The sequence below is a fragment of the Flavobacterium aquicola genome (genome assembly GCF_003385115.1).
In the GTDB taxonomy this organism is placed as follows: domain Bacteria; phylum Bacteroidota; class Bacteroidia; order Flavobacteriales; family Flavobacteriaceae; genus Flavobacterium; species Flavobacterium aquicola.
The window spans coordinates 105,453-122,983 of sequence record NZ_QUNI01000016.1; the positions used below are offsets into that span (position 1 = coordinate 105,453).

General features: G+C 38.0%; 8 protein-coding genes. 6 read left to right on the forward strand and 2 right to left on the reverse strand.

The window, feature by feature from the left end; all coding sequences use genetic code 11:
• Nucleotides 1-8 precede the first annotated feature (8 nt).
• Both C8P67_RS20035 and C8P67_RS20040 read right to left on the reverse strand, forming a co-directional pair.
• Complete coding sequence (locus C8P67_RS20035; RefSeq protein ID WP_115814970.1) at nt 9-3,581, reverse strand: response regulator; 3,573 nt, start codon at nt 3,579-3,581, stop codon at nt 9-11.
• Nucleotides 3,582-3,599: 18 nt separating this feature from the next.
• On the reverse strand, nt 3,600-4,817 hold the full coding sequence (locus C8P67_RS20040) for a hybrid sensor histidine kinase/response regulator (protein WP_115814971.1): 1,218 nt from the start codon (nt 4,815-4,817) through the stop codon (nt 3,600-3,602).
• A gap of 350 nt (nt 4,818-5,167) precedes the next feature.
• Here C8P67_RS20040 and C8P67_RS20045 point away from each other — a divergent pair, with 350 nt between their 5' ends.
• From C8P67_RS20045 to C8P67_RS20070, 6 genes are all read left to right on the forward strand, one after another.
• Nucleotides 5,168-5,746, forward strand: a complete 579-nt coding sequence (locus C8P67_RS20045) for a TetR/AcrR family transcriptional regulator (protein ID WP_115814972.1) — start codon at nt 5,168-5,170, stop codon at nt 5,744-5,746.
• A 151-nt stretch (nt 5,747-5,897) separates the two neighbouring features.
• The gene (locus tag C8P67_RS20050; RefSeq protein ID WP_115814973.1) at nt 5,898-7,106 is read left to right on the forward strand and encodes an efflux RND transporter periplasmic adaptor subunit; all 1,209 of its coding nucleotides are present in this window, start codon (nt 5,898-5,900) and stop codon (nt 7,104-7,106) included.
• A gap of 9 nt (nt 7,107-7,115) precedes the next feature.
• Complete coding sequence (locus tag C8P67_RS20055; protein WP_115814974.1) at nt 7,116-10,346, forward strand: efflux RND transporter permease subunit; 3,231 nt, start codon at nt 7,116-7,118, stop codon at nt 10,344-10,346.
• A 173-nt stretch (nt 10,347-10,519) separates the two neighbouring features.
• The gene (locus C8P67_RS20060) at nt 10,520-11,938 is read left to right on the forward strand and encodes a TolC family protein (protein ID WP_115814975.1); all 1,419 of its coding nucleotides are present in this window, start codon (nt 10,520-10,522) and stop codon (nt 11,936-11,938) included.
• A gap of 240 nt (nt 11,939-12,178) precedes the next feature.
• Complete coding sequence (locus C8P67_RS20065; protein ID WP_115814976.1) at nt 12,179-13,282, forward strand: NADH:flavin oxidoreductase; 1,104 nt, start codon at nt 12,179-12,181, stop codon at nt 13,280-13,282.
• Between the two features lie 269 nt (nt 13,283-13,551).
• Nucleotides 13,552-17,196 (forward strand): PAS domain S-box protein, encoded by a 3,645-nt coding sequence (locus tag C8P67_RS20070; RefSeq protein ID WP_115814977.1) that lies wholly within the window; start codon nt 13,552-13,554, stop codon nt 17,194-17,196.
• Nucleotides 17,197-17,531: the final 335 nt, after the last annotated feature.

A 17,531-nucleotide genomic window follows, 5' to 3' on the forward strand; every position in this document is an offset into this window, starting at 1 on the left:
AATTTATATTAAACTTTATCGTAAAGCCATACTCTCAATAAAGACAGTAATTGGTCGACATCTACTGGTTTTGTAATATAATCTGAAGCCCCTGCTTTAATACATTTTTCCCTGTCGCCGGTCATTGCTTTTGCGGTAACAGCTATCATTGGCAATGTTATTAATTTAGGATTTGTTCTTATTTTTTCGGCAGTTTCATAGCCGTCCATATTAGGCATCATCATATCCAGCAGCACAATATCAGTATCGGCGTGTTCTTCTAACATTTTTATGGCTTCTTTGCCGTCAAATGCTGTGATAACATTCATTTTAAAAACTTCCAGCGCTTTGGTCAGCGAATAAATGTTGCGAACATCATCATCTACAATCAAAACCTTTTTATGTTGCAGAATATTATTAAGCTGATTCAATTTTTTATGACTCTCTTTACTTTCTGAATCATTATGATTTTCTTCAACTATATGCAGGAAAAGCGAAACTTCATCGAGCATTCTTTGATAGGAATGAGCTGTTTTTACAATAATAGAATCAGCATATTTTTTGATTTTAACTTCTTCTTTTAAAGACAGACTTTTACCTGTAAATACAATTACAGGCAGATTTTCCAGCCCCGGACTCTTTTTTACATTATCTAAAATCTCATAGGAATGCTTATCCGGAATTCCCATATCGAGAATCACGCAGTCGACATCTTTTTTATTCAAAGCAGTCAGTCCCTCTGAAACTTCGCTTTTAATCTCTGAATTAATTTTATGTGTTTCCAAAAAGAAAGCGAGCGCTTTAGCATGTTTCGGATTGTCTTCTATGATTAGAACTTTTTGAGATTCTTTGTTTATAATGTGTTCAATCCGAACAAAAACCTCTGGGATTTTATCAAAAGCAACTGGTTTGTGCAGAAAATCCACTGCTCCTTTTAATAAACTTTCCTGCTTCAATTTATGTGAAGACATAATATGCACAGGAATATGCTTGGTATGCGAATGATTTTTTAATTCTTCTAGTACTTCCCAGCCACTTTTTACAGGGAGTTCAATATCTAAAAGTATTCCTGCCGGTTTATATAAAACTGCAAAGTTCAAAGCATAATCACCCCGGACAGCAACTACTCCTTTATAGCCGTTTTTTCTGCTAAATGCCAAAAGCGACTGAGCAAACTTTATATCATCTTCTACAATCAAAATTACTTTATCTTCCAGTCCAATGATATCTCTATCATCCTCAATTTCAACAGGAATTACCGAAGAAATATATTTCTTATTGGCTTCTTTTTCTTCCTCAGCTTCGAGATCAAAAATTTCTAACGGCGGTGTTTTTTCTGCAATAACATTTTTATCTGCTGTTCCAGATTTTGGCAGACAAAGAGTGAATGTACTTCCTTCCCCTTCTTTGCTGTGCAGTACTATTTCTCCATGGAGCAGTTTTGCCAATTCCCTGCTGATCGACAATCCTAAACCTGTTCCTCCGTATTTTCGTTTAGTAGAACCATCGGCCTGCTGAAAAGCTTCAAAAATTAGTGGCTGTTTGTCTAATGGAATCCCAATTCCAGTATCTTTTACAATGAAGCAAATAATTTTATCGTCGTCAGTATTCTTTTTTATTTCAACACTTACAGAACCTCTTTCAGTAAACTTTATAGCATTAGAAATTAGATTTTTGAGAATTTGTTCCAATCTCATTTTATCGGTTTTAATGATAAGAGGAGCTTCATCTGAAATAATTTCAAACTTGATATTTTTCTCCTTTGCAACCTGTGAAAATAAACTGGACATCGCATCGGTAATTTCTTTGGTTGCAACATCCAAAAATTCAAGTTCCATTTTTCCAGCTTCAATTTTAGATAAATCCAAAATTTCATCAATTAATGCTAACAGACTATTTCCCGAACTCTGAATTACTTGAGCAAATTCAATTTCTTCGTTATTCATACTCTTATTATTATTTTCAGATAATAATCGGCTTAAAAGCAGAATAGAATTTAAAGGAGTTCTTAATTCGTGAGACATATTAGCCAAAAACTCAGACTTATAGCGGGTTGTAAGCTCTAATGCTTCAGACTTTTTCTGGATTTCAGTATTTTTTTCTTCCAATAAAACACTGCGTTCCGAAAGCTCTTCATTAGTCTGCTCAAGTTCTTCCTGCTGCACTTTCAATTCTTCTTCAGAAGCCTGCAGTTTTTCTGTTTGAGTTTCCAGCTCTGCATTCATCGCTTCTAATTCGCTGTGCTGTATGCGTAATTCTTCTGATTGTGCTGTTGTTTCTTCTAACAATTCAAGAACACGCTTGCGGTTTTGAGATGATTTTAGCGCTATCCCTATATTATTGCTGACAATTTTTAAAAATTCTATGTGAAGCGGAGAAAAGCCATGAATATTTGCCAATTCCAGTGCTCCTTCTACTTTGTTGTCAAATAAAGGAACCGCCACAATATGACTAGGTTTGACTTCCCCTAATGCATAGCTGATCTGAATATTATCTGAAGCAACTGCTTTTAATTCCAGGATTTCTCCCGATACAATTGCCTGTCCCAATAAACCTTCGCCTTTCTTAATACGTTCTCTGTTTTTTGCCGGAATATAACCATATCCGCCTGAAGCAAAAAGCTCATCTCCTTCCAGAATATATAAAACACCTGCACTGCTGTCAGTATAATTACATAAAAATCCAATAATATCTTTCGATAATTCCTGCAATAATTTGTCCCCCAGCATTACCTTGTTTAGACTTGCTATACCAGTTTGCAGCCATTCTTTTTCAGATAATAAAGTGAAGGATTTTTTTAGAGAAGAACTCATATTGTTAAGCGATGTGCCAACACTTGCTAATGCATCTGACTTAGTATCATCTACCTTTATATCATAATTACCGCTAGAAATATTGCTCGCAACAATACTGATGGCTTCAATTCTCTCGGCTGTTTCCTGATCTTTTCGTTCTAATTCATGCTGCAGCTGTAAACGGTCATTATAATCTTTTAAAACTCTGATTAAAAATACAATTGAAATTAAAAAGGCAATTACAAAAGCAACAATAATTAAAATAGAACTGTAATTGCCGTAGCGCTGTGAGTTATAATTACGCTCTTTTAAAAGTACCTGCTCGTTATTTTCAATACGCTTAAAACGACTTCGCAATTCAGTCATTATTTCTTTTCCTTCATCGAGATCAAAGAGAATAGTCTGTTTGCCAAGCTGTTTTTTTGCAACTTGATTTTTTAAATATTTAAAAAAATCACTCCTAAGTACTTTTAATTCCCGCAGTGATTTTTGCTGCAACGGATTATCAATAGTCAATTCATCGAGTTTATCAAAATAGGCATTCGATTTTAATTCAGAATCTTTATACATGTAAACAAACTCCTCATTTCCTGTAATTAAATATCCTCGCACATTAGTTTGTGCATCTGTGAGGATAGCTTCTCCTTCGTTCAAATTATAAATAACTTCCTGAGTATGATTTACCCAAAATGTACTTTCTAATAATTTTTTAATACTAAAATAAGAGGCTGTAGAACTGATCATCAATACCAGTAATGAAATCATTGAACTTACTAATAAATTCCTTTTAAAATTATTGTTTTTCATGAATTATAATGTAGATTTTTAGTTTTCATACTGTAACGGCAGCACCATAATAAAACTGGCTCCTTTGCCTAATTGGCTTTTTGCTGTTATTAATCCATTGTGTTTTTCCATTATCTTTTTGGAGATAGCAAGACCTATTCCTGTGCCTTCATATTCTTTGCGGTCATTTAAACTTTGGAAAATAACAAAAATCTGATCCAGATAAATTTCATCAAAACCAATTCCATTATCAGACACAGTAATCCTGCAAAATTTTCCATCAGGAGAAACTTCGCTGTCAAAATCTTTCGTTTTTATTAATTCTGAAGTAATTTGAATTTGAGGTTTTTCAACATTTCCTGAAAACTTAAGAGCGTTTCCTATCAAATTCTGAAAAACTTGCCGCAGCTGACTAGGAATACTGTCTATTACAGGAAGTTCTCCCGTTTTTATTATGGCATTTTTATCTTGTATTATATAATCAAAATCAGATAGAACTTCTTGCAGAACAATATTTAAATCTGTTTTCTCATGTGCAACGTTTGAGGATAATCTGGAATAAGCAAGCAGATCCGTAATCAATGTCCGCATTCTTTCGGCACTTTTAAGAGTCCTATTAATATAATCAATAGCTTTTTGATCATCTACTAAATAAAGTTCCTTGATAATTCCTATAAAGATCTGAATTTTTCGGAGCGGTTCATTTAAATCATGTGAAACTACCCAGGAAAACTGCTGCAATTCATGATTTTTGAATTCAAGTTCTTCATTTTTTAAAATCAGTTCTTTAGTTCTTTCAACTATTTTAGCTTCTAGATTATCTTGGGCTTCTTTGCGGATTTTAATTTCATTTGACAGCAGATCTTTCATGACTTTTAATTCATTTTGCTGCTTATAAATTTTTAAAAACGTTTTTACTTTTAAAATCAGCAAATCAGTATCCACAGGTTTTGTGATATAATCAACTGCACCGGATTCGTAACCTTTAAAAATATATTTTTTTTCAATATTTATTGCCGATAAAAAAATCACAGGAATTTCTTTTGTCCTTTCATTGCCAGACAAAATTTTTACAACTTCAAAACCATCAAGTCCAGGCATCTGAACGTCCATTATTATAAGACAATAATCGGTTTTTAAAATTTTCTTTAAAGCTTCTTCGCCAGATTCTGCAGTATCGACATCGATATCATGAAGTTCCAGCGTTTTTTTTAGGGCAATTATATTCGCCCGAATATCATCTACTATTAATATCATTTCATAGGGGATAAAACGAATGAATTAAATTATTTAAAATTAAAATTCGGTTCGAAAATTATTTTTTTTGTTAGGAAATTTTGTAAAAAATTTAAAATAAGTAAACGTCCAAATCTATAAAAAAAAACACATCTCATTGTATTACCATAAGTGAAATAAATTACATAATTCCCATGTCAAATTCCTTTTAAATATGTCATATGATTTTTTTTCAGTAAAAAAATTTGACATTTTTAAGCTTTGCAAGTAGTATTAAAATGGGTACTTTTCAAAAAAAATTAAAAAAATATTAATTCTGGAACGGTTGTTTCAAAAATAGTTTTACATTTGCAAAGTGAAAATTAAATCTTATGGCTCGCTGTGTAGAATTTAACGAGGTTGAAAAAATTGAAAAAGCAATGAATGTCTTTTGGAAAAAAGGATATAATGCTACTTCGATGCAGGACCTTGTGGATGCTATGCAGATCAACCGAAGCAGTTTATACAACACCATTGGCGACAAGCATCAATTATTTATGAAATGCATTGGCAATTATTTTGATCAGGCCATGTGTGAATTAAAAGGCAAAGTGGCTAATGAAACATCGGCGAAAGCTGCACTGATTAAAGTGATCAGCGATAAAGCAGATTGGATCATCTCTTGTGACAAAGGATGTCTTGGGATGAAAACGATTTTCGAAATTGCTCCAGATGACTGCTCAGTCCGAAATCTAATGAGTAAAAACAATGACATTTTCATTGAATTTTTGGCCACTATAGTTCAAAAAGCGATGGATAAGGGCGAAATGGACAACTCTGAAGATGCGTCTTTAATGGCCGAATACATTGCTACTTCTTTTACTGGATGGAAACAATCGTACATCCTTAACGGAAATCCAATTAAAATCAAAAAGATGTCAGAATTCCTGATTAAAAATATATTTAAATAGCTTCTATTTTTTTTACCTAATTCTGGAACGTTTATTTCAGAAAATAATATACAATAAGCATACCCTTTTTTAGACAAACAGCATTGATTCTGAAACGATTATTCCAGAATTATTGTTATACAAAAACTATAACCTTTAAATAAAAAACGCCATGAATTCTGAAACGATTATTCCAAAAAGTATAATATCCAACACTAATTTTAAACCAATAGCAACCATGAAAAAAATTTCTTTTTTAAGCTTAATGGCAGTATTTATAATCAGCTGTGCTGATAAATCGCAGGCACCAGCCGCTGCTCCCGCTCCTCTCCTGCCTGTTATGGCAGTAACTGCTTCCAATACTACAACTGATGACGAATATCCTGCCGCACTGCAGGGAGCTGTCGATGTAGAAATCCGTCCGCAGGTAAGCGGGAATCTTGACCGCGTTTTGGTCGATGAAGGTGCTTATGTTACCAAAGGACAGTCTTTATTCAAAATCAACGAACGCCCGTTCCGTGAGCAGTTAAACAATGCTTTGGCCAGCCTTCATGCTGCCGAAGCGGCTTACATCAACGCCCAGCTTGAAGTAGATAAACTGACACCTTTAGTTCAAAACAAAGTCGTTTCTGATTATCAATTGAAATCGGCTAAGGCCTCTCAAAAGATTGCTGCCGCCAATATAGAGCAGGCGAAAGCCATTGCAGCATCTGCAAAAATCAATTTAGGCTATACTACTATTACTGCTCCTGTAAATGGCTACATCGGAAGACTGCCTAAAAAACAAGGAAGTTTGGTTTCTGCTACAGATGTTGAAGCCTTAACCACCCTTTCTGATGTTCATGAAGTGTATGCTTATTTTTCTTTGGGTGAAACAGATTTCATCAAATTCAAATCGCAGTATGCAGGCAACAGCATTGGTGACAAAATCAAAAACCTGCCTCCTGTTACTTTGATACTGGCTGATAATAATGCGTATCCGCAAACTGGAAAAATCGATATGGTTGACGGACAGTTTGACAAAACTACCGGAGCGATTACCGTTAGAGCTACTTTTCCTAACCCATACAGAACACTTCGTTCAGGGAATACAGGGAAAATCCGTTTAGGGTTACAGCATGACGACGCAATTTTGATTCCGCAATCGGCGACAGTAGAAATGCAGGATAAAGTTTTTGTTTTCACAGTCAGTAAAGACAACAAGGTGACTAAAATGCCTATTACAGTTGTCGGCAAAAGCGGTACGAACTACCTTATCAAAGACGGCGTGAAAACGGGCGACCAAATCGTACTAAGCGGTATCGACAAACTTCAGGAAGGACAGCTGATTCAGCCTGAAAAATCAGCAGCTAAAATTGCGCAAATCACTAACAAAAAATAATTTCTACAGATGTTCAAAATATTTATACAAAGGCCCGTACTGGCAACCGTTATCTCCATTTTACTGGTGATATTAGGTGTATTGGGACTCACAAAACTGCCTTTACAACAGTTTCCTGATATTGCCCCGCCATCGGTTTTGGTGACGGCCGTTTACCCGGGAGCAAATGCCGAAACGGTTTTACGTTCGGTGGCACCATCGTTGGAAGAATCTATCAATGGTGTGGAGAATATGACTTATATGAGCTCTACTGCCAGTAATGACGGTACATTAGCGATTACGGTTTTCTTCAAATTAGGAACTGATGCCGATCAGGCTGCTGTGAATGTGCAGAACAGAGTCGCACAGGCTACAAGTCAATTGCCTGCCGAGGTTGTACAGCAGGGAATTATCACTGCCAAACAGCAGAATAGTTTTATCATGGCCATCGGGATGTACACCGAAGATGAGTCCAAATACGATCAGACGTTTGTTGCCAATTATGCGCAAATCAATATTATTCCTGAAATCAAACGTATTGCGGGAGTGGGTGCTGCGAGTATTTTTGGAGGTGTAAAAGACTACTCGATGAGAGTCTGGCTGAACCCAACACAAATGTCAACGCACAATGTGACACCCAATGAAGTTATGGCTGCGATTCAGGACAAAAGTCTGGAAGCGGCGCCGGGTAAATTTGGAGAAAGAAGCAACGAAGTTTTCGAATATGTAATCAAATACAAAGGAAAACTAACCAACCCAGAAGATTATCAAAATATTGCTATTCGCTCCAATTCCGATGGTTCTGTACTCCGCTTGAAAGATGTGGCGAGAGTGGAACTGGGAGCTTATTCTTATAACAGTTTAACGCGTCTGAACGGTAAAAAAGGAATCGTAATTGGAGTGATTCAGCTGGCTGGTTCTAATTCGAATGACATTCAGATTGCGATTAACAAACTGATGGTTAAGGCTTCGAAAGATTTCCCAGCCGGAATCAAACACAATATTTTCTACAGCACCAAAGTGTCGCTGGATCAGTCTATTGAGCAGGTAGAACATACCCTATTAGAAGCTTTTATACTGGTTTTTATCGTGGTATTTATCTTCCTTCAGGATTTTAGATCTACCTTAATTCCGGCAATTGCAGTTCCGGTTGCGATTTTAGGAACGTTCTTCTTCATGCAGTTATTCGGATTCTCGATTAACTTATTGACATTATTCGCCTTAATTCTGGCAATTGGTATCGTCGTCGATGATGCGATTGTCGTTGTCGAAGCGGTGCATGCTAAAATGGAACATAAACGTCTGTCACCAAAAATTGCTACACACGAAGCGATGCACGAAATTACCGGAGCGATTATTTCGATTACGCTGGTCATGGCTGCAGTGTTCCTGCCGGTTGGTTTTATGGAAGGTTCAACAGGAGTTTTCTATCGTCAGTTTGCTTTTACGATGGCGATTGCGATTGTGATTTCAGCAGTTAATGCTTTGACATTGAGTCCTGCCCTAGCTGCTTTATTTTTAAAGGACAATCACGGAGCACACGATCATAATTCGCCTAACGAGCAAAAAGGATTTAAAGAGAAATTTTTTACCGCTTTCAACAGCAGTTTCGAATCGTTGACCAACCGTTATGTTGGCGGACTGAAATTTTTAATCCGTAACAAATGGGTAAGTTTAGGAGGTTTGGCATTGATTACTGTTGCCACTATTGTGATGGTAAAAACAACGCCGTCAGGATTTATTCCGACAGAAGATCAGGGATTTATTGCTATTGCTGTTAATACGCCATCGGGAACTTCATTGGACGGAACTCAAAAAGTAATGACTAAAGCTGAGAATACGCTGAGAGGTTTAGAGTCATCCCGATTTGTAACTGCTATTTCCGGTTTCAACTTACTGACGAATTCTACCAGTCCGTCATCGGCAGTGGTTTTCGTATTGCTGAAACCCAATGAAGAACGGGGCAGTATTAAAAATATTGACGAAATCATGAATGAGGTTCGCGGTAAACTGGGTGCGATTTCGGAAGGAAGTTTCTTCGTATTCAGTTTCCCAACGGTTCCTGGATTTAGTAATGTGGAAGCTTTGGATTTAGTATTACAGGATAAAACAGGTGGTAAACTGGATAAGTTCAGCGGTATATCTCAAAACTTTATTGGTGAATTAATGAAACGTCCTGAAATTGCTGTAGCCTTTACCAGTTTCAAAGCTGATTATCCGCAATTGCAATTGGATATCAATGATGAAAAAGCAGACCAATTGGGTGTCAAAGTCAAAGATATTCTGCAGACGATGCAGGCGTATTTTGGAAGTGCACAGGCATCCGACTTTAACCGATTTGGAAAATATTACCGAGTAGTTGTTCAGGCAGATATTGCCGACAGAGCCGATCCAACAGCGATTGACCGTGTATTTGTAAAGAACAAAAACGGCGAAATGGTTCCAATAAACACCTTGGTAAAACTAAGCCGTATTTATGGTTCTGAAACCGCTTCGAGATACAATCTGTTCAACTCCATTTCGGTAAATGCGATTCCGAAACCTGGATTTAGTTCGGGAGATGCGATTAAAGCTATTGAGGAAGTAGCAGCACAGCAATTACCATCTGGTTACAGTTATGAATTCTCAGGACAAACTCGTGAGGAGATTTCTTCGGGAGGACAGTCGGCGACAATATTTCTGCTGTGTCTGATATTCATTTACTTCCTGCTTGCCGCACAATACGAAAGCTACATTCTGCCATTAGCAGTAATCTTATCGATCCCAGCCGGAATCTTTGGAGTATTTGTGGCCATCGGATTAACAGGAATTGAAAACAACATTTATGTGCAGGTTGCTTTGGTAATGCTTATTGGACTGCTCGCCAAGAATGCGATTCTGATTGTAGAGTTTGCCGTCCAGAAACGAAAATCGGGTCAGGCCTTAGTCAAAGCTTCGATAGATGCTGCGAAACTGCGTTTACGACCAATTATCATGACTTCACTGGCTTTCGTAGTTGGATTGATTCCGATGATGAGTGCCAAAGGTCCATCGGCTCAGGGTAACCACTCGATCAGTATTGGTGCCGCCGGAGGAATGGTTTCGGGAGTAATTCTAGGGCTGTTAATCATCCCGGTTTTATTCATCGTATTCCAATATTTACAAGAAAAAGTTACTGGAAAACCAGTAGCCGTAATTCATAACCACGAAAATAAAAATGGAAAATTATATCACAACCATTCTGATGACCATCATCATCAGCCTGACGTACATAGCGTATAAAGTGTCAAAAGATCTTGACAACAGAAAAGATAACTGTACTGAGATTTAAGATTACGACTCACCTGCTGGGTGTAATTCTAAAATAAAAAATGAACCACATAGATACATTGATTTAAAGACTATGCATTCTATGTTTCTATGTGGTTAAAATAAATTTAATTACGAAAAGTAAAATGAAAAAACATATAACCAAAATAGTGACGGTCACTTTTTTGATTGCCACTATCCTATCCTGTTCCGTTTCGAAGGATATTGAGACGCCAAAAGATGCCTTTCCTGCCAACTTCAGGAATGCATCGGTTTCAAAAGATACCACCAGCATTGGTGATTTGGAGTGGAAAAATTTCTTTACCGAAAAAGATATTGTGCAGCTGATTGACAGCGCCGTTGCCAGAAATAACGACCTGCAGATTGCGAATAAAAACATTGAAATTGCGCAATATAGATTCACACAGTCGAAATGGGGAAATGTACCACAGGTGAATTTATTGGTAACTGCCAATACCAACAATCCTTCAGACAACAGTTTTACGGGAATGAACCTGAATCAGGCATTGGGTATGAAACACATTGAAGATTATTCTGCGGGGGCTTCACTTTCATGGGAAGCTGATATCTGGGGTAAAATCAAGAACCAGAAGAAAGGTGCTTTTGCCAGTTATCTTCAATCGGAAGAAGTGAAGAAAGCACTGCAGACTACGATTGTTGCCAATGTTTCCAAAGGTTATTATAATCTTTTGATGCTGGATGCTCAATTGGATATCGCTAAGAAAAACGTACAGCTGATTGACAGTACTACTACTATCATCAAACTGAAATTTGATGCGGGACAGGTGACTTCGTTAGCCATTCAGCAGTCGGAAGCGCAAAAATTAAATGCTGCGCAATTGGTGCCACTATTGGAACAAAACATTACGATTCAGGAAAATGCTTTGAGCGTATTGACGGGTACGTTTCCTAATTCTAAAAAAAGAAGTATTGCTCTTAGCGCTGTTGAAGTGAAAAACAATGCTTCTGTGGGAATTCCCTCTTCGATTGTGAGCAGAAGACCGGATGTTAAGAGTGCCGAATTGGCTCTGAAAACTGCCAATACGAATGTTGGCATCACCAAAGCCGATTTGTATCCTGCTTTAAAAATCACAGCTCAGGGCGGACTAAATTCCTTTGAATCCAGCAGCTGGTTTAATGTTCCTGCTTCATTATTCGGAACTGTGGCGGGAGGATTGACACAGCCACTTTTGAATAATAAAAGATTAAAAACCCAATACCATATTGCGGTGGCCGAAAGAGAAAAAGCAGTTTTAAACTTTAGACAATCGGTATTAGTGGCAGTCAGCGAAGTTTCGGATGCTTTGGTAAAAGTGGAGAAACTGAACCAGCAGGAATCTATTCTGCAGGAGCGTGTCACCACCTTGAAACTGGCCATTAAAAATGCTAAAATGCTGTTCAAAAACGGAATGGCGGAATATCTGGAAGTACTTTCTGCGCAGGCGAATTTACTGCAGAGCGAACTGGAACTGGCGGATATTAAAAGACAACAGCTTACTGCCAATACGGAATTGTACCGTGCATTGGGTGGCGGCTGGAGGTAATATTTCTAACTGCATAATAGAACGCGGATGACACGGATTGAACAGATTGACACAGATTTTTTTAATGTTGTAAAAAGCACAAATGTTTCTCTTTAGCCCCGATTGTAGTGAAAATCCTTATGTGCCGGGGTTCGGCGCACAAGATTGCAGCGGAAAGTGGGAACAATGCTTCCTGAAAATGCCTAATCTTTCTGCTCCAAAAAATTAAAAATAGAATTAACAACATAAAATACAACAGTTATGAGTACCAATAATTTATTTACGCCTTTTAGCCTGAAGTCTCTTAATCTTAAAAACCGAATCGTGATGGCGCCGATGACGCGCTCTTTTTCTCCTAACGGAATTCCGACTGATGCCGTTGCGGCTTACTATCAAAAAAGAGCTGAAGGCGAAGTGGGATTGATATTGTCTGAAGGGACAGTTATCGACCGGCCTTCGTCATCGAATGATGGAAATGTTCCTCATTTTTATGGTGATCAAGCATTGAATGGATGGAAAAAAGTGATTGATGAAGTTCACGCTGCAGGCGGTCAGATGGGACCGCAAATCTGGCACATGGGCATTATGGACAATCATCATTCGGGCTGGGTGCCTCCGGTTCCTTTTGAAGGTCCGTCGGGATTGAACCGCCCTGATTTCAATAACGGCAATACGATGTCGGAAAAGGATATTGAAGACACCATTATTGCTTTTGGAAAAGCGGCTGCCGATGCCAAAAGATTAGGTTTTGATACTATCGAAATTCACGGTGCGCATGGTTACCTGATTGACCAGTTCTTTAGAGCAGAAACTAATCTGCGTACGGATATTTATGGCGGTAAAACATTGAAGGAACGCAGCCGTTTTGCGATTGAAGTGGTGAAAGAAATCAGACAGCAGGTGGGAAATGATTTTGCCGTGATTATGCGTTTTTCTCAATTCAAGCCTTCAGATTACAATTATAAACTGGCGAAAAATGCTCAAGAATTAGACTCCTGGCTTACGCCGCTTGTGGATGCCGGAGTGGATATTCTTCATTGTTCACAGCGCCGTTTCTGGGAGCCTGAATTTGAAAAATCAGATCTGAATTTTGCAGGCTGGGCCAAAAAGGTAACCGGAGCAGCAACGATTACTGTTGGTTCTATTGGGCTTTCTGGTGATTTCTTTGGTGCCTTTGCAGGCGAAAGTTCAGAACCGGCTTCCTTGGACGAATTGAACAGACGTTTCGACAGAGGTGATTTTGATTTGGCTGCCGTTGGAAGACCGCTGCTTTCTGACCCGAACTGGACTGCCAAAATAAAAGCAGGAAGAACCAATGAACTTTTGGGATTCAGTAAAGAAGCTTTGGGAGAATTAGTCATGTAATTTAATTTCACTTACAGCTGTTTCAATAGCTGAAAAAATACCCTTTTTTTATTATTTAATTTGATGACGCTGTAAGACTTCGGTTTTATGGCGTTTTTTTATTTGATTCAAATGATAAAATTCAAAAAACAAAATTCGTCTCTGCTCGATTATATTCGGGTTTTGAAAATTGACAGCTCTATTTTAGATATGCATTATATTTTTTATAACTTCGTAAAATAGTTGAACTATAATCTGTAAAGTTCCTAGAAACCTAATAACTATTTGGAATGAGCAGCAACAATAACACACATTATTTTCTGGCAAATGGCGGCCAAATGGGCGAATTGATTCGGGCAAAAGACTGGAGCAAAACACCTTTGGGAAACCCTGATATCTGGCCAAAAAGCCTGCAGACAATGGTTTCGGTCGTTCTTAATAACCCTTTTGGAATGTATATCGCCTGGGGAAAAGAATATATCCAGATTTATAATGACGGCTATCGTCCCATTCTTGGAAACACTAAACATCCAAATGCTTTAGGGATAAGCACCCGCGATACATTTGCAGAAGTGTGGAATATTATCGGATCAATGTTCGACGGCGTTATGGATGGTATTCCTGTGGGCTTTCCTGATTTCATGCTCCCTTTGGACAGAAACGGTGATGGCTCTATCGAAAACTGCTATTTTGATTTTGCTTACAGCCCTATTTATATCGATAATGGCGAAGTAGGCGGCGTTTTGGTTACTGTAAGTGAGACAACATCCAAAAAAAGAGCCGAAGATGCATTAAAAGAAAGCAACAATCATTACTTAAATAATATCATACAGGCTCCTATTGCCATGTGTGTTTTTAAAAACAAAGACCATGTAGTCGAAATTGCAAACGAACACATGCTTCGCTTATGGGAAAAAAGTGCTGCTGATGTATGGAACAAACCCATTGCGGAAGGACTGCCTGAAGAAAAAAATCAAGAATTCAGAACTCTGATAAATACTGTATTTACTACAGGGCAAAAATTTACAGCCAGTGAACGGCCGGTTCAGCTTCTCCGCAGCGGAAAAACAGAAACTATCTATGTAGATTTCGTTTATGACGCATTGAGGGAAACTGACGGAACCATTTCGGGCGTTATAGCGACAGCCATCGATGTTACCTCGCAGGTGCTATCCCGGTCAAAAATTGAAGAAAGCCAGCATAAAGTAAAAGCCATTGTAGAAAATGCCCCCTTCCCTATTGCCGTATATGTGGGGGAAGAAATGCGGATAGAACTTGCAAACGATTCCATTATTGCAATTTGGGGCAAAGGAAATAATGTAATAGGAAAATCATTTAAGGAGGTTTTGCCTGAACTGGATAATCAGCTGGTTTTTGAACAGATTACAAATGTTTTTAAAACAGGACAATCTTTCCATACCAAAAACACGCCTCTTGATTTAATTGTAGACGGAAAACTAGGCACTTACTATTTTAACTACAGTTTAACTCCCTTATATGACCTGAGCGGTAAGATATATGGTGTAATGAACACCGGTGTCGATCTTACCGATTTAAATTTGGCCAAGAAAAAAATAGAAGAATCAGATAAGCGTTTCCGAAATACGGTTAAGCAGGCGCCTGTGGGCATCACCATTTTACGCGGTCCGGAATATGTGGCAGAAATGGCAAATGATGCCTATCTAACGCTGGTAGACAGAGAAGAATCCTCCTTTATAGGAAAGCCGTTATTCGATTCGCTGCCCGAAGTGAAGGAAACTGTCAGTGCGCTTTTGAATGATGTTATTACTACAGGAAATCCCTGTCATGGATATGAAGTGCCTGTCCCGATAAATAGACACGGCAAAACAGAAGTTAACTATTTTGATTTTTTATACTATCCGTTAAAGGAATCAGACGGCGAAATTTCGGGTATTATTGTAACGGTTACCGAAGTAAGCGAAAAAGTACAATCCCGAAAAAAAACAGAGCAGAACGAAGAAAGACTAAACATTATACTCGAAGCAAGTGAACTTGGCACTTGGGAATTAAATATAAAAACAAGAGAAGTTGCGTACTCGCAAAGATACCTCGAGATTGTCAGTGGCTATACCGATGATGTATCATTAACACACGAGCAGCTGCTTACACATCTTCATCCAGATGATATGAACATTCGCAACAAAGCGTTTAATAATGCCATTGCTACCGGTTACTTAAATTATGAAGCTAGAGTAATATGGAATGATCAGTCTATTCACTGGATGGAAGGAAAAGGAAAAGTTTTCTATGATGAGAACCAGCTGCCAGAGAAAATGCTGGGAACTATCCGCGATATTACCGATGATAAAAAGCACCAGCAGGAAATTGAGGAAAGCGAACAAAAATTCCGTCTTCTGGCAAATTCTATGGCACAGCATATCTGGACATCAGATCCTGAAGGGAATCTAAATTATTTTAATCAGTCCGTATTTGATTATTCGGGTCTTTCGCAGGAACAGATGAATCAGGATGGATGGATCCAGATAGTGCATCCAGATGATGTCGAGGAAAATATAAAAGCGTGGATGGAGGCGGTAACTACCGGAAAAGACTTTTTATTCGAACACCGTTTCAGGCGATATGACGGCGAATACCGCTGGCAGTTAAGCCGTGCTATTCCTCAGATAGATGAAAACGGAAAAATACAGATGTGGGTGGGAACAAGCACCGATATACAGGAACAAAAAATATTTACAAATGAATTAGAAAAGCAGGTAAAGGAACGCACCAGAGAACTCAGCCTGATAAATGAATCCCTTGAAAAAAGCGAAGAACGCTATCACCTGATGGTCGAAGAAATACAGGATTATGCGATCTTGTATCTTGATCATCTGGGCATTATAGAGAACTGGAATTTTGGAGCCCAAAAAATAAAAGGCTACAAAGCCCAGGAAATTATCGGAAAAAGTATTGCTATCTTCTATACCGAATCGGACCGAAATAATAACGTACCCCAAAAATTTTTAAGCATTGCCAGAGAGGAAGGCAGAGCTGTACAGGAAGGCTGGCGCATGCGCAAAGATGGATCTTTGTTTTGGGCAAGCGTGGTCATTACAGCCGTTCACAGCAAAAAAAATGAACTCATCGGATTTTCAAAAGTTACACACGATCTGACCGAAAAAAAGAAGGCCGAGGATAAAATAAAACTGAATGCACTGGAACTTCAGGAAAAAAATGAAGCATTAGAGAAAATGAACAAAGAACTTCAGTCTTTTGCCTATATCTCAAGTCATGATCTACAGGAACCGCTGCGGAAAATCCAGACATTTGCTTCACTGCTGGTACAAAAAGAGTTCGATAATCTATCTGACAGCGGCAAGGATAAATTCAGGAGAATGCAGAACGCTGCCCAGCGCATGCAGGCATTAATCAACGATTTACTCGCCTATTCCAGAACCAATATTCAGGAAATAAAATACGAAAAAACAAATCTTTCCCAGATTATCGAAGAGGTCAAGGAAGATTTAAAAGAAGAGCTGGAACAAAAAAATGCTGTCATCGATAATCAGAAAGTATGCGATGACATTATCCTCGATATTATTCCTTTTCAATTTAGACAGCTGCTGTACAATCTATTAAGCAACTCCATCAAATTCTCCAAACCGGATACTCCTCTTGAGATAAAGATAAAATGTGAAATTGCCAAAGGAAAAACTTTTGGCGACCCACAGCTTTTGCCCGAAACGGAGTACTGCCACATCAGTATTTCGGACAATGGTATAGGTTTTGAGCAAGAATACGGCAAAAAAATATTCGAAGTTTTCCAGCGTCTGCACGGAAAAACAGAATATGCCGGAACCGGAATAGGCTTGGCAATTGTCAAGAAAATTGTCGAAAATCATCATGGCATTATCACCGCAGCAGGGCAAATTAATAAAGGAGCAACCTTTACTATTTATATCCCTGTACTGTAATGAGAGTAACGTGCTTTCAAAATTTATCGAAAGAAGATCTGGCTCTAATGATGAATTATACTGCAATATTATAAAATAATATAACAAAAATTCCTATAAATGCAATTATTTAAAGTTCTACTTTTTCTTACATTTGGTTTTTAACCAATTAAAAAATAGAGTTTTATGAGTAATTTAAATCCGAACAGGTTAAACCTGACGTATCTAGCGGCCGACATGACGCTGATGAAAAGTAACGCCAATGCTGTAATTGCAAAAATTCCGCTGGGAGCTACGCTTACTGATGAGGAGCGCGCCAGCGGCGGGGACATTAATGTAGACAACAAAATTTTTGT